Source organism: Fischerella muscicola PCC 7414 (genome assembly GCF_000317205.1).
Classification (GTDB): Bacteria; Cyanobacteriota; Cyanobacteriia; order Cyanobacteriales; family Nostocaceae; genus Fischerella; species Fischerella muscicola.
In genome coordinates this window covers 1-23,439 of the sequence record NZ_AJLK01000129.1, presented here as the reverse complement: position 1 = coordinate 23,439, position 23,439 = coordinate 1, and the positions used below count along the sequence as shown (strand labels likewise).

Here is a 23,439-nt window from a genome sequence, read left to right as displayed (position 1 = left end):
TAGGCTTACTAGAAAAGCTGGCTGTGGCAAAGCAACCTGTCTTGAGCAAATAGGCGATCGCACTGTAAGCCTAAGCATAAAGCCGAAATTAGCGGAGTGTGGATGAATGTGATGGCCAGATGGATAACCCGCAGATCAAAAATATTGCCATAAGCAAACTGGCATCAGACGATAGAATGGTTGAAACTACTAGTGTTAATATCACAACATTGTTGCCGAAGCCTGACACAGCGCCAGAATTGCTAAAAAATATATCTTTTGTGCTAAATACAAAATAGACAAACCAATGTTAAATGAAATGTTGACACTTACAAAGGCAAGCCAAACAACCACCTAATACTCGACCACATAAGTTTTGACTCTTTGCGAGGGGTCAGATCCCCGACTTTTTAAAAAAGTCGAGGATCTAGCCAACCTATCAAAATCAATTTGGTGAACTACTAATTTAGGCTAGGCTTTAAATGTAACTTTCAAAAATTTTTGCATATCATAATTTTAATTACCACTTAACAATTGATAAATTGCGGTGATAAACCGCTATGAGGATTCTATTAGTTGAAGATGATGAAATTATTGCGGAATCACTTACCAAATCCCTAACAAACCAGCATTATGCTGTTGATGTTGCTAAGGATGGGCAAGAAGGTTGGGATTTGGCAGAGTTATTTACCTATGACTTAATTCTGCTAGATGTTTTGCTGCCCAAGCTTGACGGTATCAGCTTCTGTCGACGATTACGAGCAAGTGGCAATCACACACCTATTCTTTTGTTAACAGCCCAAGATACCAGCACGAATAAGGTTATAGGCTTAGATGCTGGTGCAGATGACTATGTTGCCAAGCCTTTTGATTTCCAAGAGTTGTTGGCTCGCATTCGTGCTTTGTTACGTCGTGGTGGTTCAGCTTTGCCGCCTCATCTAGAGTGGAAAAATTTGTGGCTTGATCCTAGCACTTGTGAAGTCACCTGTGATGGCAAACTTCTACATTTGACTCCTAAAGAATACGGTTTACTCGAACTTTTTCTGCGCAACAATCACCGGATATTCAGCTGTAGTGCCTTGATAGATCATCTGTGGTCTTTTGAAGAACCTCCCACGGATGATACTGTTAGATCCCATATGAAAGGGTTACGGCAAAAACTAAAAGCGGCAGGAGTTGCAGACGATCCAATTGAGACAGTTTATGGTATGGGATATCGGCTCAAGCCAGCCCAAAAAGGAGAGGGAAAAGGGGAGACACACAGACGTACACAAGAAAATGTCACTGCCCCCCCTCTCCCCACGTCTTCCCCACGTAAAAATCAGGTTGTGACTGGAGTCAATAAAGTTTGGGAGGAAGTAGTACAGAAACTCGAAGAGCGAGTGACCACGATTGAGCAAGCCTCTGCCATATTATTATTGGGGAAATTAACTGAGGAAATACGGTCAAAAGCGAAGCTAGAGGCTCATAAGTTAGTTGGCTCATTAGGGATGTTTGGATCTGATGAGGGTTCCCATCTAGCTCAAGAAATAGAATCTTTGCTCGAAATGGGAACTAAGCTAGAGCCAACTATAAAACAGAATCTCTCGCAATTGGTTGTAGCTTTGCGCCAGGAACTACAACTGTTGAACTCTAAGTATCAGCCGACATTGCTGTCAGTTAATCAACTGGCAAACGAACTTCCCTTACTGTTGATTGTCACTCAGGATAGAGAATTAGCTGAGGCATTGCTGAGAGAGGCAAATAGCTGGGAAATGCGATCGCTAATTGCTTCAGATGCGATCGCAGCTAGGGAGTTGATGAATGAAAATAGCCCTGACGTTGTACTACTTGACCTTTGCGCTAGTGGTTCTAGGGAAAACGCTTTAGCCTTACTGGCAGAACTCAGTGGTCGTACTCCTCCAACACCAGTAATAGTTTTTACCTCCCAAGATAGTTTGCTTGATCGGGTAAAAGTTGCTCGCTTGGCTAGAAGTAGTATCTTACAGAAGCCTGTATCTCCCAGCCAAGTACTGGAAACAGTGAATCAAATACTACAGCAATCTCGCTCTGCGGAAGCAAGGGTGATGATTGTAGACGATGATTCTCAAACATTAACTGCTCTGCATACTTTACTCACGCCTTGGGGGCTGAAGGTTTATACCCTAGAGAATCCCCTGCGATTCTTGGAAGCAATGGCAGTTGTGAAGCCAGACCTGCTGATTTTAGATGTGGAAATGCCTGGAGTCAGCGGTATAGAATTATGCCAAGTTGCTCGTAACGATCCTCAATGGAGCGGGCTACCTATCTTGTTTCTCTCCGCTCACACTGATACTACAACTAGACAGCAGGTATTTGCAGCAGGTGCTGATGACTACATCAGTAAACCCATTGTAGAACCCGAATTAATTACTCGTATCTTCAATCGATTAGAGCGAGTGCGTTGGCTGCGAAATCTCTCAGAAATAGATGCCCTGACCTTCGTTGCCAATCGCCGCAAATCTACTCAAGATTTGCATCAGTATCTTCAGTGGAGTGATCGCCACCATCAACCCTTCTGCTTCGCTATTGTAGATTTGGACTACCTTAAGCAAATTAACTACCGATACGGTCATGCTCTGGGCGATCGCATTTTGTCCCGACTCGGGGAACTGTTGCGGCAAACATTCCACAACCAAGATGTAGTCGGTCGCTGGGGAGGTACGGAATTTGTGGTGGGGATGGCGGGAATGGCCAAAACTGATGGGGTGCGACGGCTTTGGGAAGTTCTCAAGAGTTTGCGTCAGATTGAGTTTACGGCTGCTAATGGTGAAAAATTTTACACTACTTTTAGTGCAGCAGTTGTTGAGTATCCGCAAGATGGTGACAACCTCCAAGCACTCTACCAGACAGCTGATACAGTCCTTGACCAGGCAAAAGCAATGGGAAGAAACCGGGTGCTAAGTCATGAAAGGCAGGAGGCAGGAGGCAGAAATAGGGTAAATGGCAAAAACTCCTAATCCAAAATCTAAAATCCCAAATTGGTATCACTGGCTCGTAGCTTATGCCCGTAAATAGGAGGCTTTATGTATGTCGAAATTATTACATACCTTGTTGTACTCAAGCCCCTTTATCCCCCACGGGCATTGTTATCTCTGGAATCCAGGGTTAGTGTGGTTGCATCTGTTGTCAGACTCCCTAATTGCTCTGGCATATTATTCAATTCCCTTGATATTGCTTTATTTCGTCCAGAAGCGGCAAGATGTTCCTTTCAAAAGAGTCTTTATTTTGTTTGGAGCCTTTATTATTGCTTGTGGCACGACTCATCTAATGGAAGTTTGGACACTTTGGTATCCAACTTACTGGCTATCTGGACTGATTAAAGGCATTACGGCTATTGTTTCACTGTACACGGCATTTGTGCTGGTGGAATTAGTGCCTAATGCCCTGGAATTACCTAGCACAGCCCAGTTAACAGCGGCTAACCAACAACTGCAACAGCAAATCAGCGAACGCCAAAGAGCAGAAGAAGCACTACGTGAGGGTGAAAGATTATTCCGGGCTATCTTTGACCAAACTTTCCAATTTACGGGACTACTCAAACCGGATGGCACTCTTTTAGAAGCCAATCAAACTGCCCTGAATTTTGGTGGACTAACTCATACAGACGTGATCAATCGCCCTTTTTGGGAAGCCGAGTGGTGGAAAATTTCTCCAGAAACCCAAAACCGTTTAAAAGCTGCGATCGCTGAGGCAGCATCCGGTCAATTTGTCCGTTACGAAGTCGATGTCAAGGGTTCTGGAGATACAGTCGCAACGATTGATTTTTCCCTCAAACCTGTATTTGATAAAAATGGGCAAGTAGTGCTACTAATCCCTGAAGGTCGTGACATTACTGATCGCAAACAAGCAGACAGAGCATTACGTCAGGCACACGATGAATTAGAAATCCGAGTACAACAACGGGCTGCTGAGATTTTAAATGTAGTTGAAGATATTACGGAACGTAAACAGTCAGAACAAGAACTGCGTTGGAAAGAGGCTCTGTTGCGCTCAATGGCTGATGCCTCGCCATTGGCGTTTTATGTCGTAGACAACCGCACCGACGCCATACTCTACTTCAACCACCGCTTCTGTGAAATTTGGGGCATCGAACATCTGGAAGAGCGAATGCAGCGCGGCGAACTCAAAAATAACGATATTATTCCTGACTGTCTGCCTGTTGTGGCAGATGTGTCAGCATTTGCTGAATCGTGCCAACCCTTACAAAGCGAGGAATACCGTGTAATTATTGAAGATGAAATTCCTTTTGTCGATGGACGGATAGTGCGGCGTTTTTCCTCCCAAATCCGCGACGAGGACGATAGATATTTTGGGCGTCTTTATCTGTTCGAGGATATTACAGCACGCAAGCGAGCCGAAAAAGAACTTCGCCACCTGAGCCAGGCGTTGGAAAGTGCGGTAGAGGGCATCTCCCAGCTGGATAAACAGGGACGGTATGTCAAAGTAAACTCGGCTTATGCCAACATGGTTGGTTATGAAAGTGAGGAAATGATCGGGATGGAATGGCACTTAACTGTCCATCCCGAGGATTGGGAAAAATTGAATGCTGCCTACCAACAAATGCTCAGCAACGGCAAGGTAGAAATAGAAGCTAGAGGTGTGCGGAAAGACGGTTTGGTTTTTGATAAACAAGTAGTGATGGTCAAAGCCTATGACCAGGAACAATTCATTGGCCATTATTGTTTCATGAAGGATATTAGCGATCGCCGGGAAGTAGAACGCCTCAAGGATGAATTTATCTCAGTCGTCAATCACGAATTACGAACACCCCTAACTTCCATTTCCGGTGCATTGGATCTTTTGGCGAATGGTGTCCTGCAAGCTGCTCCTGAAGATGCTCAACGCATGTTAAATATTGCTGCAACTAACACAGATCGGCTGTTGCGTCTAATTAACGACATTCTGGATATCGAACGTATCGAGTCAGGAAAGGTACAAATAATTAAGCAAACATGCGATGTTGCCGATTTAATGAGCCAGTCAGCAGAAGTGATGGAAGAAATGGCAATGCAAGCGGGGGTAACATTATCAGTTTCTCCCCTATCAGTTCGCATCTGGGCTGATCCCGACCGGATTATCCAGGTTTTCACCAACCTGCTTAGCAATGCGATTAAATTTTCGCCGACTGGTTCTACGGTTTGGTTGAGCGCAGAGTTAGTAAATGAACTGGGGAGAATTTCACCCCATCTCCCCACCACCCCATCTCCCCATCATATTCTCTTCACCGTAAAAGACCAAGGGCGCGGTATCCCAGCCCAGAAGTTAGAATCTATCTTTGAGCGTTTTGGCCAAGTCGATGCCTCTGACTCTCGTCAAAAAGGGGGAACGGGTTTGGGTCTAGCCATTTGTCGCAGCATATTACAACATCATGACGGGCAAATCTGGGCTGAAAGTACCTTGGGAGAAGGCAGTACTTTCTTCTTTACATTGCCCATCCTCTCAGAAGAGGGAGTAGGGACAGATACGGAAAAATTCTCCCCATCACCCCACCACCCCATTGCCCCATCTTGCAATCCCCCCCTAGTACTACAGTGTGATGATGACCCCTCTGTTCGGGCTGTATTGCAAACCATCCTCGAACGGCAGGGCTACCGCGTCATGACAGTGGCTTCAGGAAAAGAGGCAGTGGAACAGGCCACAGCAAACCATCCTGATGTAATTATTCTCAACCTGATGATGCCTGGTATCGATGGTTGGGAAACTCTGGCAATTCTCAAACAGCAGTCACATACCCAAAATATCCCAGTTATTATCCTTAGTGGTTTGTTACCCGATACCAGTAAACCTTTTCCGGACAGTGTGAGTGACTGGATTATCAAACCTCCAGATATAAGGTTGTTGTGCCAAGCGTTGGAAAAAGCTACTGCCCAACAAGATCAAAGTATTAAAGTATTGATTGTAGAAGATGACTTAGATTTGGCACAGATATTCATTGCGATGTTTAATCGCCACGGCATTACTACTTTTTATGCCCAAACCGGACGAGAAGCGATACAAGTAAGCCAGTGTGTCATCCCTGACTTGTTGGTACTGGATTTAGGACTGCCAGAATGTGATGGTTTTACGGTCGTAGATTGGCTACGGCAGCATAATCGCCTGTGCCAAGTGCCGTTAGTTGTGTACACAGCACGTGATTTGGATGAGAGCGATCGCCAGCGATTAAGGTTGGGACAAACGTTATTCTTTACTAAGGGACGCATTACGCCACAAGAATTTGAACAGCGAGTTATTAACTTACTCAACAGGATGATTCGCGACCAGGGCGAAGACAGTGATCTGTAAAAATGGACTTAATATGACCACAAGACGCGTTCTGATCATTGATGATGAATATGATATCCGGGCAGTAGCTGAACTCTCTTTAAAGGCAGTAGGCGGCTGGCAAGTCTCAACGGCTGCTTCCGGCAGTGAGGGAGTGGCTAAGGCTGCCAGTGAACAGCCGGATGTTATCCTGCTAGATGTAATGATGCCGGATATGGACGGAATCGCTACCTTTCAAGCGTTGCAAGCGAATTCAGCCACTAAGTCAATCCCCGTAATTTTGCTGACAGCAAAGACACAAGCTGCCGAACAACGGCGGTTTGCCGAACTGGGAGTGCGAGCAATTATTACTAAGCCTTTCAAAGCCATGAAATTGCCTGCTCAAATTGCAGCAGCTCTAGATTGATAGACTTGAACAAAATTTTCAATTTTTTTCCATCTCCACAATATCTGCATTTTTCAGTTTTAAAGTTAAAAACAACTGAAACACCACCAACTTGATAACACTTTGTTCTCAGGGTAGGGTACAAACTCACCTCTACCCCCATTCCTTTTTTCTGAGGAGATATGAAGTGAGTTAATCTTTTCTCCCTGAGGGGGTGACAAGGGGGATGTAACTTAGGCTTGGCTTGCCTTTCACCTGAGGGGGTGACAAGGGGGATGTAACTTAGGCTTGGCTTGCCTTTCACTTTAATCACTGCTGAAAAGATGAGAATTAATTGAGCGCGATCGCGCTTTGTGAAAATAGGAGTTTTGAGTGCTGATGAATAAGAAAAATCTTGCTGTTGCTTTTTATCTTTGAGGGCGTCCGTCACCTGAAAGGCTTGCCCTGCCACAAGTTGACTGCGGTTGTCACCCCCTCAGCTTTTCTCCACAAGAGAACTTTGTTAAGTGTTCTTCTCTAGCCGGATTTTATTTGACAGAAAAAACTTTAGTTAAAACAGTTTCAGCTATACAAAATAGTAGCTGGAATACTACATATTCGTTTATTGGATAAATTTCTCCAGCTAATATCTAAATGGCATGAATTTTAGAAAAATCTTCTTTCAGAGGGATAGTAATTATGTCTAAACAAAATTATTTAGAACTATTTTATATTCATCTTGAAAGATTAATCTATATCTTAAAAATTAAAGATAAAAAACTAGTGGAATATTGGTTAGAAGAAATCAATACGAACATAGATATTGAATATGCAGATTCTCTATTAATAGCAGCAATCTTTGAACTATCTGTTGGAGATATTCAAACATTTCACTGGACTTTAGACAATTTTTCTGATTTACAACCTTACATAAACTTGCTAGATTCGGTGACTAGATTTGCAATTCAAAAACTGATCAAAAAGGGATTTATACCAGGTCAAGATTTTAGCAATAATTCACAAAGACAACTTTTGCTCAATGAAAATGCGAAAACTGTGTTAATGGCAGATACTTCTAAATCAGATAAACTCTTGCTAGAAAAAGTATTGCTAATTCATCAACAAATTCATTCACTAACGCTATGATCTCAGTCACTACATTAACGTCGTTGATTCTTGTAAATACTCTCTTGCAACCAATCCGTAAATGGCTCGAAGCTATCAAAATACAAGATTACCAATTGGCGCGGTTGCTCTGTACTATTATTCCTGCTAGCTGTCCTTTTGAACGAGAAATTAAACTCCGCAGCCGTACTATCCTTTATATTCCACCCCTGTGTAAACTTAATCCTTTCTACGAACAATTAGTTGAACTACGTTTTAAAGCTTTAACTTATTTAGCAGATGAATGTGGTGAAGATATAACGTTGTATTGCTAATAACATCATGCTCGTTTGAGGACTTATCATATCTGTGAAGGTTGGTAATCGGTAATGGTAATAGGTAATACCACATCCGTCTTTATAACCCCTCTTTTCCCTTGCAACTGGAAGTCGCGGCTACACAAACAAAGTCGGCCTTCGCGGACTACAGAATAAAAGGGGTGATTGAACTGGATTTGGTATAATAGGTAAATCAATTACCTATTACCTATTACCAACGCCCTGACAGTATTAGTAGTTGCAGCCAACAACCGACAACTACCGCATTGTGACAAATTCTTCTGCTGCTGTGGGATGGATACCAACGGTGGCATCAAAATCTTTTTTCGTTGCACCCATATTAACAGCGATCGCTACACCTTGAATGATCTCACCTGCATTTTCTCCTACCATGTGAGCGCCTAATACTTTGTCAGTACTGGCATCTACTACCAATTTCATCATGGTTCTTTCTTGGGCGCCCGTCAAACTGTGGAATAGAGGACGGAAACGAGTACGGTATATTTTCACCCCATCGTCTCCCAGCTTGTCGCGGGCTTGGGCTTCTGTGAGACCAACTGTGGCTGCTTCCGGTGTAGAAAAGATAGCAGTCGGGACATTTTCGTGACTAAATACACGGCGGTTATTACCAAATTCACTATCTGCAAACGCCCGCCCTTCACCAATAGCAACGGGGGTTAAATTCATTCGGTCAGTAACATCACCTACTGCAAAAATGTTTGCTTGGGAAGTTTGACTGTATTCGTTAACAGTGATCGCATCCATTGTGCTATATCCAGGGCCTTCAATGGAACCACAACAGGTTTCGACTCCAGCTTTTTCTAAACCCAGCCCTTCGATATTGGGGGCGCGGCCAGTTGCCACTAAGAACACATCGGCAATAATTGATTCTTTGTTTTCTCCAGATAAATTAATTTTTAAACCTTCCGGTACTTTCTCCACTGTTTCCACTACATGATTCTGGATGATTTTAATGCCGTGGTTGGTCATCCCCTCTTGAATATTAGTGCGGATATCTTCATCAAAACCATTGAGGATGAGGTCTTTACGGATAATTTGGGTGACTTCGCATCCCAAACCGCGCATAATACAAGCGAATTCCGTGCCGATGTAACCAGCACCTATAACTGCTATATGCTTGGGTTTTGCTTGGAGATGAAACATTTCGTTGGAGGTGATGCCATATTCCATCCCTGGTAAATCAGGTTTGACGGGACGACCACCAACAGCAATTAAAATTTTATCGGCAGTGACTTTGCGTCCATCAACTTCGATAGTGTGCGGGTCTAAAAGAGTAGCACGACTGGGAATAAGTTCTACTCCGGCTTTTTCCAAGAAACCAATATGTAGTTGAGAAAGCCGTCGTACTTCCTTATCTATAGCTGTAATAAAATATTCCCAGTCTAATTCTGCTTCGCCTACCTTCCAGCCATAGCCTGCTGCATCATGGAATAATGCCGGAAAATGGGAGCTATAGACCATCAATTTTTTGGGAATGCAGCCACGAATTACACAAGTACCACCAACTAAACTTTCTTCGGCGATCGCTACTTTTGCTCCGTAGCTAGCAGCACGTTTAGAAGCTGCTAACCCCCCAGAACCAGCACCAATGACAAACAGGTCGTAATCGTAGGTCATAAATTTTTAGATGTCTTTTGCAAAGAAATAAAATTTGATACCAATTTACCAACGAAAAATCGAGAAATTTCAGCCAGGTAAAGTGGTATCGCGGCTTTGAATATTAACAGTGGCGTTTGGCCTACATGTGAAAACCACTATCTTGATCGTAGCTTGCTCTTCCCAATCCGAAAATTGAGACAATAGTGGTGGCAAGCGATCGCTGTCTTGAAAATGGGTGTGGGGGGTATAGGAGTGTAGGAGGAGTCAAATTTTCATCGCAAGGTGTGTCGCGTGATTGACTGCCTTTGCTTGATCATTGCTGATCTTGTGGTTGTAGCCTGTACCAGCCAAACCAGTGACGAACTGCTAACCAAACTGCCGAAAGAAAACCAGCTAAACTAAGCGTCAAGCCACTGTACGGTACTAACAATCCAAACACGGGTAGCACAGCTCCAGCAATAGTACAAATAACCGCAGCCAGGGAAGCACGAACATTGACACCCAATCCCCAAGCCAGGACAAGTAAAACGAGGGAAATCAAAGTCCAAGCAAACTGGGGACTCATCACGCGACTGGTATAAGTCAAAGCCAATAAACAGGCAAAAAATATACCACCAGCAACAGCGATATTTTTTAAATTCATAGGAATAGATAAATATAGCAACAATATCCACCACAAAAATAATGCTGGCGCTAGCAATAACAGGCGAGGAAGCACACCTGTATTACGAACAGGATTAGTATTTGTAAATACTCCAAATGGGTTTCTCACAGAAACATTATCGTCAAATACCCAAGTAAATCGGGTGCTTTGTCCCTCGCCTGCAATTTCAGTTGGTACAATGCCGCTTGCAAAATCAGCCCCTGGAAAGTTAGCAATAGCTACCAAGCGAAAATTCTGGAGTAACTGTCCATCAGCACTATAAATCCAACGGGGGCCGCCTTGAGCTTTGTAAGAGACTCGAAAAGTGGTTTCTTCTCCTTGTCTTAAGCGAAAGGGAAAGCTGTAATTACCCGGACTAGTTTGTTGTAGTCTATTGCCAGCTTGCTCTATTTTGTAGCCGGAAAGTAGTGAGTAGCCATTGGGGGGTGGCGCTTCCCAGAAGAACTGATTAATGTCTTCTGGAAGCTGATTAACTACTTTATAGTCAGCAGTATAATCTACGCGATATGTTGCACGGCGATTTTGGACATCGGGAGTTTGGTCAATTTTGACTTGAATTTGCGAACCAGCTAGTGTCAGATAGCGGCTTTCTTCTCGTGTTTCATTGACTTTGACAATCTTGCCATTAACTTGTGTGGTGTAACTGTATGGTACTTGCACTACATAACGTATTTGTGGGGCAATTTGTTCTAGTCTGTCACCAGCAACACTTGCTGCTACTTGCGCCACTTTTGCTTGTTCCCAGTGGTGATATCTATTGCTCAAAGTTGAGCAGAGAAAAAATCCTCCTATTAATAGAATTAAAACTAAAGTTAAGTGTGGTAATCCTGCGAGGATTTGCGAGTAACGAATTGCCCATTCATCAATAAAATTAGCTGGTTCTACTTGATGGCGACGCAGAGAAAAAAGGTAAACTTATCGCCTCGTCTAGCCCTCAACAAGACCAACAAGTGAAAAACTGGTTGGAAGTACCCGGGATACGTGCAGCTTTGGAAAGAAAAGAAGTGCAAGGTTTTGCCAAAGGTGTTTTGACCAATGATGATAGACTCTTCATTGCCCAACCAATAGTTCGTAACGGTCAGTTGTTGGGTGTGCTAAGGATGTCTATTACCCTACAACAATTTCAACGCCAGTTCGCTATAGTTATTTGGACAGTACTGGGAACGCTTGTCTTCATACTTTTACTCTGCACTTTCATTAGTGAGTGGCTAGCACGTAGCCTGTCTCGTCCGATTCAAACTATGAAAAATTTCGCTATTCGTCTGGGTAGTGGACATTTTGGTGATAAGTTGCAGATTCGCCAAAGCAATGAGTTGGATCAGTTAGCGCTAGAACTAAACCGCATGAGTGAACGCTTGGCTTCGCTGGATCAAGAACGTCGAGCATTTCTAGCAAACGTATCTCACGAACTCCGTACTCCTATTAGTAATGTGTTGGTGACAGTTGAAGCCCTCCGCAACGGCGCTGCTTCTGATCCAGCAGTGAGCGATCGCTTTTTTCAAAACGTAGAAGATGAAACCAAACGCCTATCACGCCTCATTGGTGATTTATTGGATTTGGGACGTTTGGAAGCTGGGGTAACACTCTTAGAAAAGCAGCATATTCAACTGGTAAGCTTGATTAAGCGTGCTGTCAGAGCGGTGGAAACACGACTGCAAAATTCGCAAATCTCTGTCCAAGTCAATGTGGCTGACTTGCAAATCCAGGGTGATTCCGAAAGGCTGTTGCAAGCATTGCTGAATCTGTTAGATAACGCCATCAAGCACTCACCCCCCAATTCCCAAATATTGATCACTGGTTCCAAAGAAGGTAAACAGGCTGTTGTAACGATCCGCGATCAAGGTCAAGGGGTCAAAGATAGTGATCTTTCCCGGATTTTTGAACAATTCTATACTGGCGATCACTCTCGCAAAGGTCGGGGAGTCGGGTTAGGTTTAGCGATCGCCAAACGCATCATCGAAGCCCACGGAGGTAGCATTACTGTTAGCAGTAAAGTAGGGGAAGGAGCTACGTTTACTATTTATTTGCCTATATAAAAAATGACTGGGAGTATTCTAAATGTTTGAGTTTATTTTTAAACGCACTAGTAGCAGAGGTTTACGCACAGCAGCGCAGAGTGTTAATCTGAGCTAATTCGTTTTGTGTTTTGAAAAAATAAAGCTAATTACTTTAAATCCGAAATATAGCGATCGCTCTGCCTATTTGCGGTACATTGGCAAATGCAAGCACGCGGAGGAATAAGTCATGAAGGCAGTCCTAATGACAGCACCTGGCAATCCTGAAGTTTTGCAACTACAGGATGTCACAAATCCTGGTGTACCTGTTGGTGAAACTGAACTTTTAGTACGATTAAGAGCAGCTGGTGTTAACCCTATTGATACCAAACTTCGCAAACGCGGCACTTTTTACCCTGATCAAATGCCTGCGATTTTAGGATGTGACGGTGCAGGTGTAGTTGAGGCTGTTGGTGCTGGTGTACAAAAATTCCGTGTTGGGGATGAAGTGTATTTTTGCAATGGTGGCTTGGGCGCACACCAAGGCAACTATGCTGAGTACACTACAGTAGATGAGCGTTTTGTTGCCCACAAACCCACATCTGTATCTTTTGCAGAAGCAGCCGCAGCACCTTTGGTATTAATTACCGCTTGGGAAGCTTTATACGAACGTGGCAGACTAGAACCAGGGGAAAAAGTTTTGATTCATGCTGGTGCTGGTGGTGTTGGTCATGTAGCTATTCAACTGGCTAAACTTAAAGGTGCAAATGTCTGCACGACAGTCAGTTCTCAAGAGAAAGCAAATTTTGTCAAACAACTTGGTGCAGATTATCCTATTTTGTACAAACAAACAGATTTTGTGCAAGCAGCTTTAGATTGGACTGGTGGTGAAGGTGTAGACTTGGCTTTTGATACCGTTGGTGGAGAAACTTTTCACAAAACCTTCCCAGCAGTGCGGATTTATGGCGATATTGTGACGATTTTAGAACCAGATGCCAATACGGTTTGGAAAACTGCCAGAAACCGCAATCTCCGCATTGGTTTAGAATTAATGCTCACACCAATGCTGCAAGGAATGGTAGAAGCACAGCAGCATCATGCAGAAATCTTGGCAGAGTGCGCTAAATATATTGATGCAGGTAAGTTAAAGATTCATGTCAGTCAGGAGTTACCATTAGCAGAAGCCGCAAAAGCCCACCAGTTAATTGAATCTGGCTCGACGACGGGTAAGATAGTTCTGGTGATCTAGTATTATTTTGCTCTGAGGAAACCCAATATTTTTCCACCCACAAGGCTAAGCGCGATTGCATTCATCTGGTTTTTTCCGGTGTCGCAGGCTAACACACCATTGCAGATTTACAGTGCGTTAAGACTAATATCCATAACGCAATGGCAACAAAGTGGGAGGAATATCCACACCGATGGCAGCCTCCCCTACCAAATTCTAAGCTGAGAGCATCAACTCCTAAATTCCATACTTTCCTTGGAATACTTGCTTAGCAGGGCCTGTCATATAAATTCTTTGGTCGACTTCTGACCAAGTTATTTGCAAACAACCTCCAGGCAATTCTATAGTAGCAGTGCGATCGCATCTCCCTGTTAGCACCCCAGCCACTAAAGAAGCACAAGCGCCAGTACCGCAGGCGAGAGTAATCCCAGCACCACGTTCCCAAACTCGCATTTTCAGGTAATCTGGGCGGATAACTTGAATAAATTCAGTATTTGTCCGCTGGGGAAAAACTGGATGATATTCAAACTGGGAACCAATATTATCTAGAGGAATTGCTACTACATCTTCTACAAAAGTTATGCAGTGGGGATTACCCATGCTGACACAGGTTACATCCCAAGTTTTCCCTGCGACTTCCAAAGGTTGGTTAATCACTTTCTGATCAGCAGGACATAGGCTAGTAGGAATCTCGCCAGCAAGTAACCTGGGGATACCCATATCAACTTTCACTTGTCCATCAGTCATCAGTTCGGGTGTAATTACACCAGCGAGGGTATGAATCCGATATTGATTACTCTGGCGTGACTCACTTTCTAATTCAGCCAAAAAAGCAGCTAAACAACGAATACCGTTTCCACACATTTCTGGTTCAGAACCATCGGAATTAAAAATCCGCATTGTGTAATCAGTACCGTTTTTTCCTGGAAGGGCAAAAATAACACCATCAGCACCGATACCAAAATGGCGGTCGCACAACTGCACTGCTTGTTCTGGAGTGATTACAGGTTGAGAAGAAGAGCGATTGTCAATCAAAATGAAATCGTTACCCAAACCATGATACTTAGTAAATTCTATTGCCATTCTCAAAATCCATGAACTATATTTATGTTTTATTTGTTGTTGGTTGTTGGTTGTTTGTTAACTTTGCCAATCAACTACCAACCACTAACTAACAACCAATACTATTGACTATTAAATTATGATTGCCGAATTTGACACCTCCTTACCTAGCACTCGCCAATTACAAAACCTGATTAAACAAGCAGCACCAACTGAGATCAAACTGCTAACAGGTGATATGTTGACCGGAAAAGTAACGTGGCAAGACCAATATAGTGTGTGTCTTGTAGATGATAACACTCAACAGGTAATTATTTGGAAGCAGGCGATCGCTTACTTGAAGCCTCTAAGTAATTAGTTAATAGATGTTTCCGATATTCACACCTAGCCAGCAAACCTAATTTATAACCGTCCAGAGAAAATTCCTCTAGAGGAATATCGCAAACAAGTTGCTGAGTTGGAAGAAAAAGTAAAACGCAAAAAAGATGAATTCAGTAATCGCAGTGCTGAATTCGCTAATTTATAGGAAATAGTGCATTATAAACCATTTAATCTCAAAGCTCCACAAAATCAACGCTTTGGTAAACACCGTTACGCAGCTTATATCCTCACACGCACTAATGAACAAGCCAAAGTCATCGACTTAGGTGAAACAGAGGAAATAGAAAAACCTTTATAATTATTCCGCCACTAATTATTCCGCCACTCTTTACAAGGTACAAGGGTGACTACAACAGTCTCTTTGACGGAACTCGAACAGTCGCGTTTGGGCAAAAATTTAAAAACTTGGATCAAAAACTGGCTCTGACTCAGAGTATATAGAATTAAAAATTTTAAATATTTTAGTAGTTTAATGAACTCTTTGAGAAAGTCACAATACTAGTGGTAGTTGTCGCTAGATTCACACAATATATACTTATACCATTTCACAAAAGTCTTGATACAAATCGTCCCCCTTGTCTTCCAAGTCGTCCTCCTTGTCTCCCTGGTCGCTAGATGTATCAGATTTATAGTGAAACGGTATTAGATAGTAGCAATACTACGCACAAAAATATAAAAATATACTAAAAAAGAAATATTTAAGTACAAAGTGGATAAATTTTGTCATTTTGATATCCATAACAAGCATATCTTACAAGCGGTCTGTAACGCATAGAGAATAGCTGTGACTTTAATCACATCAAATATCAACTTCCATCACTCATATTTGCTGATCTGTATCAACTCAATAAAGATGAATATATTCCACAGTAGAAGAAATAATTGCCAAATTATGACCTAACTACAATGATCCGCGCACTTATTGAATCTGCTTTTGAAACAGGATATCTTAGTGTTGAATCCGAGGGTCTTCTTCATCAAATGCTGGCGACAAAAAGCTATCAGCCAGAGGATTTAGCCGCCCTTTCAACATTATTAGATGCTGTTCGCGCGGGTCGTATTAAACGAGAGGCTTCTTCAAATTTGGTCATGGAATGTCCCAAATACTACAAAAGAAACTAATCAACAGAACTCAGGGAAACCTTGACCTATTGACTATTGACCCTTATGGTTTTCTATGAGAATTAGCCCTCCGAGCTTATACGATAATCAAGACCAATTGCTCATGGGGACTACTTTATGCCTCTTAAGCTTCAACGGCAGTCGCTACAACTCAACGCCAAGTGCTACAATGCTTTTAAACGCAAATTATCACTGTCAACCCGTACTGTAGGATGCTGCCTCACCATTGCAAAGGCTCACTTTTAACTTTTGACTTTTTATTAAGCATTAGTTGTTTAAAAGCATGAAGGTTACTAGAGAATAAGCTAAGATCAATTACGTAGGGATAAAAGTAAAGCCGAGTCCCCAGACTTCCCAGCCATGCCAATGAATACAAGTAGGCAACTTCGACAACAGCAACCTAAGCTTGTTTTTAAGTATCTTTTATTACATAATGATACTAAGGACTCACCAGCAAATACTATCGACCTGGTCAGGTTAACTCCTGAATTTTGTGACTTCTATGAGGTGAACATTCCCTGAATGGCCTCAACAGGTGGGGTTAAGTTGGTGAAAAAAAAACACAAGCCAACTTTATTGATGATCCAAAATTTCCATTGGTTGATAACCACAAGCAAGTCTTGGGTTCGGGTCAAACACAGCATCTTTAAAAGGGTTAATTTTATCAGCCCAAAAAGAGTGCTATAAATTGGGGAACAAAACCCAGATGTTAACAGATTTAACTAGATTTAAAAAGGCAGAAGCAGTAGATGCTACACCGCAAGATTTATCAACTGTGTTGCGATGGGCGGGAGGTATGTGTGTTCTTGCGGGACCAGCAACGCTGGATTGAACGCGCCCGCATCATCGATATAGAGGGAGATTTAGTTACCCTACGCTATGAAACGGAAGAAGATGAAGAAATCTGTTCTTGGGAGGAGATGGTTCGCCTTGAAAGTATTGGCGCCATAACCCAGAAATTAGCTTCCGTCCCACGTGGCAATGTTGAACCTCTCTTGACCGAAGACTGTCCAGAAGTAGAACGTATTCGCAATCGTTACACAGATTCTAATCCAGACTAGTAAGTCAATTGTCGAGTGTCTATCGTCAAGAGTCCAGAGTCTAGAAAATTTAAAATTCACCATTGACCCTTGACAATTGACTATTGACTATTGACTTTCATTGCCACGCTCAAAAGCCGGACAGTAACCATCAAGGGTTACTTTGAAGTTATATAAAGGGGACGCGGGATTCCAGCACCGTTGTCCCCTTTGATGTCGGCAGGTTCCACAGCAGTCTACATCAGACCACACATAGCGATCGCTACTTTGATTGAGAAGTTCTCGTTGTGACAATCCCCGCAATACAAGTTCTTCTCCTTGCCAACGGGCTTCTATTAAACCTGTATCAGCAAATTGTTGCCAACGGGGATCGGCTGTAATTGCATCAGGAAGCGCAATCGTTACAACCGTTTCTAACTCCGTGAGTTCTCCTTCATAATTCGTCTCCGGCGCAGCTGGTTGTAAAAATGTTTCACCAATCAGTAGTTCTACCAATGTCCCTACTGCTGGAGAATGTACGTGGTAACGATTTTGCAATTCCTCCAAGCTAGTCAAGTCTGCTAAATAGGTAGGAGAAGCATGAACAAAAATCACATGCTGGGGTCGCAAATTATGAATTAGTTGGGTGGTACCAGGGCCATCACTATGTTGGGCAAGTAGATAACTTTCAATAGTGACAATTCCGGGAAACTGCTCATGATTAATTTTTATGTCAGTTTTTTCTGGTAAGAGAATCAGCCAGGGCCCTGTATCGGGTTGCATGTACTGACTCAGGTCAGCTGTAGAGTCGGTGACAATAATACAGGGATACTTACCGACGGTTGCACGCTGTTGTGGCTGCAAACGCCGGACACGAGGACGTATCCGTTCATCCCAAAATAAAGGCTGATGACGGGCAAAATTCTGTACCGAGGGCGGGAAGTGGGGTAATAACTCTAGGTAGGCATCACAGCCAGTAGCAACTGCACCGTTAACCCAAATATCAAGGTCACGGCCTGTAAAGTGATGATGGCTGCGTAAAAGCATTAATAGTTCTTGACCCAACCCTAAAGCAGGTGTGGGCATAAGTACAGAAAAACGGTCAGCGATCGCTCGATTAATTCTTTCTGCTAGTTGATTTTCTTGGTTGCGACGGTGAGGGTGACGAGAAGTACCATAAGTCCCTTCAATAATTAGCACATCTAACTCCAATCCCCGCAATTCTTCTAAACGTAAACCCTCCACCAACCGCGAGTTAGATAAGAAAAAGTCCCCAGTATAAAGTAACTTGTAGGTTCGTTGTGAGGTAGTGTAGGTAAATAGAATTGCCGCAGCCCCTGGTAAATGTCCCGCCGGAAATAATTCCACCACCAGACCATCTTTCACTTCTAGTGGTGATCGCAAAGGCAAAGCCTGACAAAATTGTGATAATTCTTGACTATCTTGATCAAGCCAATTTAAAGGTAGTAACTTACTAGTTACCTCACTAGCGTAGATGGGTAACAGAGGAAAAGCCTGATGTAGTGCCAGCAAACCCCTAGCGTGATCTGGGTGAGCATGACTGACAAAAACAAAGTCAGCTGGCACAGGCGAACTACCCCGCCGCGCTGACTTTGTAACCCCTTTGAGTATAGGCGAAATATCTGCCAAACCACAGTCTAGTAAAAAGCGGTGCGGTCCCATCCGCACCAACAGACACACACCTTCATCTGTGTGGTTGACACCATAGGGAACACATTCCAACTCACTTGCTGCTTCCCCTGAATCCATGCGAGAGGATGCTGACAGACGATCGCTCATGCTTTCCTCCCCGCCGAACTCATTTTTATGAATATTTCCAACAAACCAAGAACTTTTACCAGAGTATTTATCACTTTATCTAGGGGCTAATTTCCGAACTTACGCCCCTACTGCGCCCTTGGAAAGCGGATTTGCTGTTGGGGAGGAAGTCTTCACAGAACTAACAGTTATCAGTTATCAGTTATCAGTTGTATTACCTGGGTTGAGTCTTCCACTATGGGGAAGGTTAGCACCAAAGCTTGATCACTGTTTACTGATTTAAGAAAACGCGGGTAATCAAAAGTCCTGATCAGACAGATTAGGGGCGATTGCCTTTAACTGTATTTCTATCAATGTGCAGAGCCATTGCCATGGTAGTTGTCAGAATCGTAGAACCCGTTTTTAGTGCCAAAGAACAAGCATGATACAGTAAAAATTGCTGTCAGTGCGATTAATATTAGCTTTACATCCATTTTGCTTGTTGCCCTCTACTAAAATACTTTCTTCTATTATTAAGTGATTCCACAAGCGAGGGTAATCACAGGACAATCTCTACCATTTTTATGTTAATTGTACAATGAGTCAATTTACTGCTATCAGTCCGATTGTAGAATTTTTCTTTGAGACTGTCTATTTATTGGGAGATGGGGAGGTGGGAGGTGGGGAGATGGGGTGATGGGGTGATGGGGAGGTGGGGTGATGGGGTGATGGGGTGATGGGGAGGTGGGGTGATGGGGAGGTGGGGTGATGGGGAACTCATAAGAGAGTGGGGATTAGGGGCAGTGGGTGATGGGGAGATGGGGGGCTAGGGGTTCACACTTTGTGGGGTTGGGGGGCAATGGGGAGTGTGAGGGGTAGTGAAACTACTAACCACTAACTACTAACTACTAACCAATGACAAATGACAAATGACCATTGACTATTGACTAATGACTGTTTCCAGGGTGGGGACAAAATTTGGATAGGAGATACTTGCTGCTTCTGCACGCTGGATGGTAGTTGTACCAGTGGCAACCAAAGCAGCGATCGCTAAGCTCATGGCAATGCGATGATCTGTATAACTATTTACATCTGTTCCTACTAGGGGAGTTCCGCCTGTGATTTCCATCCCATCAGGTAGTTCGGTGATTTTTGCTCCCATTTTATTTAGTTGCTGAGCCATAACAGCAATGCGATCGCTTTCTTTTACCCGTAATTCCGCCGCATCTTTAATGACAGTTGTCCCCGTAGCAAATACTGATGCTACTGCTAAAATAGGGATTTCATCAATCAGCCTGGGTATGATTTCCCCAGCAATGGTGCAACTTTGTAAGTGACTGGAACGCACCCGCAAATCGGCAACTGGTTCACCAGCAACTTCCCGTTCATTCAACCTTTGAATATCTGCCCCCATCATTGCTAAAGCTTCTAAAATGCCTGTACGGGTGGGATTAACGCCGACATTCTCAATAACTAAATCGGAATTTGGTACAATTGCCCCGGCCACTAACCAAAAGGCTGCGGAACTGATATCCCCAGGAACAATTACTGTCTGTCCAACTAGTTGAGCAGGGCCTGTGATTGTCACACTATGAGTTTGGGGATCAATATCTAATTTTGCCCCAAATGCCCTGAGCATTCTTTCACTATGATCACGGGAAAGGGCTGGTTCAGTCACAGTAGTTTGTCCTTGTGTCAGCAAACCTGCCAGCAAAATACAGGATTTGACTTGAGCAGAAGCAATAGGAGAGTGATAATGAATTGGTTTGAGAGCCTGTCCAGAAATGGCCAAAGGTGCTAAAGAACCGTCTTTACGTCCCCAAATTTGCGCCCCCATCTGTTGCAGTGGCTTCACTACACGAGACATCGGACGCGATCGCAAAGAACTATCACCTGTAACAGTAAAAAAGCGTCCTGGATGGGATGCTAATAATCCCAACATTAATCGTATCGTTGTACCTGAATTACCAGCATTCAACACATCTGTTGGTTCTTGTAAATTGCCCAAACCGATACCTGTAACTGTTACAAGTTCACTATTCAACTCAGAAATTTCTGCCCCCATCGCTTGGAAACAGCTAGCAGTGCTGCAAGGATCTTCACCCAACAGTAACCCTTTGATTTGGGTTTGACCTTGAGCGATCGCACCCAACATCAAAGCACGATGAGAGATAGATTTATCTCCCGGAATCTGAATTCGGCCTTGTAAAGATAATCTAGAAGCAGGCGGCTGAATAATTAAGTTTTGCGAAACGTTTTCTTGAGTTTCTACGGTGATGACAGAATGCGACATTGGGATAAACTGACTTGTGACTGCATTGGAAGATGATCGATAACAAAAGCTTTATCAGTTATCAGTTATCAACTACCAAATTGATCACTGAATAACTGTTCACTGTTTACTGATTTGAGCCATTGCTAGTTACTTCCTCGCTAGTATCCTATCGCTTTCCTTAGTATGAAAATTACTCAAATCCGCTCAGAGTCTATATTAATTACTAAAAAAATTAATTCAATGTTCCCTGTTAAGCGTTTCCTGTTAAGAGTTCCCTTTTAGTCAGTAGTGTTTGAATACTTTAGGAAGTCACGCTTTGCGCTTCTACAACGAGTCTGACTTCCTTATAATGTTACCAGCAAGTTTCCCTGAACTGAAAGCGGTTTAAGTACAAGTGTATTGACTTTAATTACAACACATTGCAACTACGTCAACTGTCATTTGCGAAAGCTAAATTTAGAAAAAGCCTGATCAGGGCTGTTTAGATTGGTATCTTACTTGTTTTAAACCTAATTTGTCCAGTTGATCCAAGTCTAGCTAAACAAGGTTCCGTTGCTTACCATTAATTGTCGATCACCTGATATTTGATTTCGTTTTACTCCTTAGCTTCTAGCCTCTATCGCTCCCATGCTGACACATCACCGCAAGCCCGTGTGCTTATCACTTATTTCTACAGATCTGCCACTTTGGTCTGTTGTTGAAACTGCCGCAACGCTTTATCAAAAAGATCGCGATCGCTTTCATCTACTGTTGACAGCACCGCCTGTAACCAACAGTAAAGAGGCACTAAATCCCAGTAGTCCCAGGGTATTATGGCTGGAGATTTCCCCCTACCGAGTTACCATGACCATGCAAGGCAATGCTCAGTTAAGTTACCGACATTTTTGGGAAAGGGGTGTATACGGCATTACTCGCTATTGGTTGCCAAATGAATCCCTACAACCCAACCAACCAATTCGCTTACGTAATTTTACTCGTAACCTAACCCTAAACGGACACCCACTGCCAGAACATTTACGGCTAGAGTATGAGTTATGGGCAGGAAAAGTCCAACTGGGATGCTATATTCTCAATTTGGAAATACATCATTGATTTGTTGGTTGTTGTTTGTGGGTTGTTGTTTGGAAGCATCAACCACCAATCAACAATTAACCAACAACATTCACCCAATTAGATGATATCTACTGGGTGAGGTGCGATCGCTGCTGTCAGTTCTACACTGGAAATCTTGCGGAATTTAGGGCAAACTCATGTTCTTGTTGATTTTCAACACTGACAGCAATAACCGGATTCCACGTAATTCTCGTCCTGAATCCGAATTTCATCTCAATATGAGTAATAGACGTCGTCGCACTGCTTGTCAAATTGCAGAAGATTTGCGACGTGTTCAAGATAATTACTATCTAGAACGATGCAATGCCTTTTAACTAGACATGAGTTAGACAGAGTTGTAAATTTTACCAAGATATCGCCCGCAGTTTACTTGCGGGCGATATTGTTATTCACTGATAATTGATAACTGTTCACTAATTTAAACCAATCCGGAACGCAAGGCTACAACAGCTGCTTGCACGCGATCGTCAACAGATAATTTATTCATGATCCCCCGGACATGAGTTTTCACAGTGTTGGGACTGAGGTAGAGTTTTTCTGCAATCTCTGGGTTACTATAGCCTTCTACCATCAGTTTCAACACTTCTAATTCGCGTTCAGAAAGATGGGCTATATTGCTTTTAGGAGAAGGTGGTTTGAGATTTTCGATTACTTGTCTGGCAATTTGGGGATCAAGGTAAGTTGCACCTTCCACAGCAGCTGCGATCGCACTTAAAAGTCGCTCTACACTAGCTCCTTTAATACAATATGCATCAGCACCACTAGATAAAGCAGCAATAATTTCCGTTTCTGTTTTATGAGACGTCAGCATCACCACATGAGTGTTGGGTAATGTAGCTTTGATTTGTTGTGTTGCTGCAATCCCATCTAAACGGGGTAAGCCAATATCCATGACTACTACATCTGGTTTGAGTTTCAATGCCGCTTGTACACCCAAATAGCCATCTTCAGCTTGTCCGATAATTTCCAATTGCGGATGCGCCATCAGCGATTGTTCTAAACCTAATTGCATCATCGGATCATCTTCAACAATTAATACTCGCAATGGTGCAGCATCTGAAGGCAGATTAATAGAAGTATCAATAGACATAATTAATTTTGTCAATTGTCAATCGTCAATTGTCAATTGTCAATTC

The 23,439-nt window shown here is 43.0% G+C and carries 18 protein-coding genes and 3 pseudogenes; 13 read left to right on the top strand and 8 right to left on the bottom strand.

The window, feature by feature from the left end; translation table 11 throughout:
* The first annotated feature begins 539 nt into the window (after window positions 1–539).
* From UYI_RS0121155 to UYI_RS0121145, 3 genes are all read left to right on the top strand, one after another.
* Window positions 540–2,957, top strand: a complete 2,418-nt coding sequence (locus tag UYI_RS0121155) for a response regulator (RefSeq protein ID WP_016868670.1) — start codon at window positions 540–542, stop codon at window positions 2,955–2,957.
* A 70-nt stretch (window positions 2,958–3,027) separates the two neighbouring features.
* Window positions 3,028–6,282 (top strand): PAS domain S-box protein, encoded by a 3,255-nt coding sequence (locus UYI_RS0121150; RefSeq protein WP_016868669.1) that lies wholly within the window; start codon window positions 3,028–3,030, stop codon window positions 6,280–6,282.
* Window positions 6,283–6,295: 13 nt separating this feature from the next.
* A complete protein-coding gene (locus UYI_RS0121145; protein ID WP_016868668.1) occupies window positions 6,296–6,667 on the top strand; it encodes a response regulator in 372 nt (123 codons plus the stop codon).
* Window positions 6,668–6,902: 235 nt separating this feature from the next.
* On the opposite strand, the pseudogene UYI_RS35895 reads toward UYI_RS0121145, so the two are convergent.
* A pseudogene (locus UYI_RS35895) lies at window positions 6,903–7,097 on the bottom strand (hypothetical protein); the annotation flags it as partial.
* 227 nt (window positions 7,098–7,324) lie between these two features.
* On the opposite strand from UYI_RS35895, the gene UYI_RS0121135 reads away from it, so the two are divergent.
* Both UYI_RS0121135 and UYI_RS0121130 read left to right on the top strand, forming a co-directional pair.
* Window positions 7,325–7,771 carry a hypothetical protein gene (locus tag UYI_RS0121135; protein ID WP_016868666.1) on the top strand — a complete coding sequence of 149 codons (447 nt, stop codon included), beginning with the start codon at window positions 7,325–7,327 and terminating at the stop codon, window positions 7,769–7,771.
* The gene (locus UYI_RS0121130; RefSeq protein WP_016868665.1) at window positions 7,768–8,064 is read left to right on the top strand and encodes a Mo-dependent nitrogenase C-terminal domain-containing protein; all 297 of its coding nucleotides are present in this window, start codon (window positions 7,768–7,770) and stop codon (window positions 8,062–8,064) included. The genes UYI_RS0121135 and UYI_RS0121130 overlap by 4 nt, the downstream gene beginning before the upstream one ends.
* 261 nt (window positions 8,065–8,325) lie before the next feature.
* Here UYI_RS0121130 and gor read toward each other — a convergent pair whose 3' ends face one another.
* The gene (gor, locus tag UYI_RS0121125; RefSeq protein ID WP_016868664.1) at window positions 8,326–9,705 is read right to left on the bottom strand and encodes a glutathione-disulfide reductase; all 1,380 of its coding nucleotides are present in this window, start codon (window positions 9,703–9,705) and stop codon (window positions 8,326–8,328) included.
* 295 nt (window positions 9,706–10,000) lie between these two features.
* Window positions 10,001–11,257: pseudogene (locus UYI_RS33055) on the bottom strand (hypothetical protein); the annotation flags it as partial.
* On the opposite strand from UYI_RS33055, the pseudogene UYI_RS33050 reads away from it, so the two are divergent.
* Both UYI_RS33050 and UYI_RS0121110 read left to right on the top strand, forming a co-directional pair.
* Window positions 11,251–12,387: pseudogene (locus UYI_RS33050) on the top strand (sensor histidine kinase); the annotation flags it as partial. The pseudogenes UYI_RS33055 and UYI_RS33050 overlap by 7 nt on opposite strands.
* Before the next feature lie 208 nt (window positions 12,388–12,595).
* Window positions 12,596–13,594 carry a zinc-dependent alcohol dehydrogenase family protein gene (locus UYI_RS0121110; protein ID WP_016868661.1) on the top strand — a complete coding sequence of 333 codons (999 nt, stop codon included), beginning with the start codon at window positions 12,596–12,598 and terminating at the stop codon, window positions 13,592–13,594.
* Window positions 13,595–13,810: 216 nt separating this feature from the next.
* On the opposite strand, the gene dapF is transcribed toward UYI_RS0121110, so the two are convergent.
* Window positions 13,811–14,656: a diaminopimelate epimerase gene (dapF, locus tag UYI_RS0121105; protein WP_016868660.1), complete on the bottom strand. Its 846-nt coding sequence runs from the start codon at window positions 14,654–14,656 to the stop codon at window positions 13,811–13,813.
* A gap of 118 nt (window positions 14,657–14,774) precedes the next feature.
* Here dapF and UYI_RS0121100 point away from each other — a divergent pair, with 118 nt between their 5' ends.
* The 4 genes from UYI_RS0121100 to UYI_RS0121085 all read left to right on the top strand — a co-directional run bounded on the left by UYI_RS0121100 (window position 14,775) and on the right by UYI_RS0121085 (window position 17,199).
* Window positions 14,775–14,993: an Hfq-related RNA-binding protein gene (locus tag UYI_RS0121100; RefSeq protein WP_016868659.1), complete on the top strand. Its 219-nt coding sequence runs from the start codon at window positions 14,775–14,777 to the stop codon at window positions 14,991–14,993.
* Window positions 14,994–15,167: 174 nt separating this feature from the next.
* Window positions 15,168–15,314, top strand: coding sequence for a hypothetical protein (locus UYI_RS37020; RefSeq protein WP_016868658.1), 147 nt, complete (start codon window positions 15,168–15,170; stop codon window positions 15,312–15,314).
* Window positions 15,315–15,922: 608 nt separating this feature from the next.
* Complete coding sequence (locus UYI_RS0121090; protein WP_009457737.1) at window positions 15,923–16,138, top strand: hypothetical protein; 216 nt, start codon at window positions 15,923–15,925, stop codon at window positions 16,136–16,138.
* A gap of 749 nt (window positions 16,139–16,887) precedes the next feature.
* Window positions 16,888–17,199: a DUF6679 family protein gene (locus UYI_RS0121085; protein ID WP_016868657.1), complete on the top strand. Its 312-nt coding sequence runs from the start codon at window positions 16,888–16,890 to the stop codon at window positions 17,197–17,199.
* Window positions 17,200–17,286: 87 nt separating this feature from the next.
* Here the strand turns inward: UYI_RS0121085 and UYI_RS0121080 are convergent, their stop codons facing one another.
* The 3 genes from UYI_RS0121080 to aroA form a co-directional block, all read right to left on the bottom strand.
* The gene (locus UYI_RS0121080; RefSeq protein ID WP_026086084.1) at window positions 17,287–18,957 is read right to left on the bottom strand and encodes an MBL fold metallo-hydrolase; all 1,671 of its coding nucleotides are present in this window, start codon (window positions 18,955–18,957) and stop codon (window positions 17,287–17,289) included.
* A gap of 613 nt (window positions 18,958–19,570) precedes the next feature.
* Window positions 19,571–19,696 carry a hypothetical protein gene (locus UYI_RS39795; protein WP_268742284.1) on the bottom strand — a complete coding sequence of 42 codons (126 nt, stop codon included), beginning with the start codon at window positions 19,694–19,696 and terminating at the stop codon, window positions 19,571–19,573.
* A gap of 159 nt (window positions 19,697–19,855) precedes the next feature.
* On the bottom strand, window positions 19,856–21,208 hold the full coding sequence (aroA, locus tag UYI_RS0121075; protein ID WP_016868655.1) for a 3-phosphoshikimate 1-carboxyvinyltransferase: 1,353 nt from the start codon (window positions 21,206–21,208) through the stop codon (window positions 19,856–19,858).
* A 609-nt stretch (window positions 21,209–21,817) separates the two neighbouring features.
* On the opposite strand from aroA, the gene UYI_RS0121070 reads away from it, so the two are divergent.
* Both UYI_RS0121070 and UYI_RS38085 read left to right on the top strand, forming a co-directional pair.
* Entirely contained in the window at window positions 21,818–22,282 is a 465-nt protein-coding gene (locus UYI_RS0121070) for a hypothetical protein (RefSeq protein ID WP_026086083.1), read from the top strand.
* A gap of 158 nt (window positions 22,283–22,440) precedes the next feature.
* A complete protein-coding gene (locus UYI_RS38085) occupies window positions 22,441–22,617 on the top strand; it encodes a hypothetical protein (protein ID WP_016868653.1) in 177 nt (58 codons plus the stop codon).
* Window positions 22,618–22,721: 104 nt separating this feature from the next.
* Here UYI_RS38085 and UYI_RS0121060 read toward each other — a convergent pair whose 3' ends face one another.
* Window positions 22,722–23,393, bottom strand: a complete 672-nt coding sequence (locus tag UYI_RS0121060; protein ID WP_016868652.1) for a response regulator — start codon at window positions 23,391–23,393, stop codon at window positions 22,722–22,724.
* Window positions 23,394–23,439 lie beyond the last annotated feature (46 nt).

What these genes read in the sequence shown, in the direction of transcription:
- UYI_RS0121155 (WP_016868670.1), top strand. Translation starts at nt 540, where the DNA reads ATGAGGATTCTATTAGTTGAAGATGATGAAATTATTGCGGAATCACTT.
- UYI_RS0121150 (WP_016868669.1), top strand. Translation starts at nt 3,028, where the DNA reads ATGTCGAAATTATTACATACCTTGTTGTACTCAAGCCCCTTTATCCCC.
- UYI_RS0121145 (WP_016868668.1), top strand. Translation starts at nt 6,296, where the DNA reads ATGACCACAAGACGCGTTCTGATCATTGATGATGAATATGATATCCGG.
- UYI_RS0121135 (WP_016868666.1), top strand. Translation starts at nt 7,325, where the DNA reads ATGTCTAAACAAAATTATTTAGAACTATTTTATATTCATCTTGAAAGA.
- UYI_RS0121130 (WP_016868665.1), top strand. Translation starts at nt 7,768, where the DNA reads ATGATCTCAGTCACTACATTAACGTCGTTGATTCTTGTAAATACTCTC.
- gor (WP_016868664.1), bottom strand. Translation starts at nt 9,705, where the DNA reads ATGACCTACGATTACGACCTGTTTGTCATTGGTGCTGGTTCTGGGGGG.
- UYI_RS0121110 (WP_016868661.1), top strand. Translation starts at nt 12,596, where the DNA reads ATGAAGGCAGTCCTAATGACAGCACCTGGCAATCCTGAAGTTTTGCAA.
- dapF (WP_016868660.1), bottom strand. Translation starts at nt 14,656, where the DNA reads ATGGCAATAGAATTTACTAAGTATCATGGTTTGGGTAACGATTTCATT.
- UYI_RS0121100 (WP_016868659.1), top strand. Translation starts at nt 14,775, where the DNA reads ATGATTGCCGAATTTGACACCTCCTTACCTAGCACTCGCCAATTACAA.
- UYI_RS0121090 (WP_009457737.1), top strand. Translation starts at nt 15,923, where the DNA reads ATGATCCGCGCACTTATTGAATCTGCTTTTGAAACAGGATATCTTAGT.
- UYI_RS0121085 (WP_016868657.1), top strand. Translation starts at nt 16,888, where the DNA reads ATGCTACACCGCAAGATTTATCAACTGTGTTGCGATGGGCGGGAGGTA.
- UYI_RS0121080 (WP_026086084.1), bottom strand. Translation starts at nt 18,957, where the DNA reads ATGAGCGATCGTCTGTCAGCATCCTCTCGCATGGATTCAGGGGAAGCA.
- UYI_RS39795 (WP_268742284.1), bottom strand. Translation starts at nt 19,696, where the DNA reads ATGAGTTCCCCATCACCCCACCTCCCCATCACCCCACCTCCCCATCAC.
- aroA (WP_016868655.1), bottom strand. Translation starts at nt 21,208, where the DNA reads ATGTCGCATTCTGTCATCACCGTAGAAACTCAAGAAAACGTTTCGCAA.
- UYI_RS0121070 (WP_026086083.1), top strand. Translation starts at nt 21,818, where the DNA reads ATGCTGACACATCACCGCAAGCCCGTGTGCTTATCACTTATTTCTACA.
- UYI_RS38085 (WP_016868653.1), top strand. Translation starts at nt 22,441, where the DNA reads ATGTTCTTGTTGATTTTCAACACTGACAGCAATAACCGGATTCCACGT.
- UYI_RS0121060 (WP_016868652.1), bottom strand. Translation starts at nt 23,393, where the DNA reads ATGTCTATTGATACTTCTATTAATCTGCCTTCAGATGCTGCACCATTG.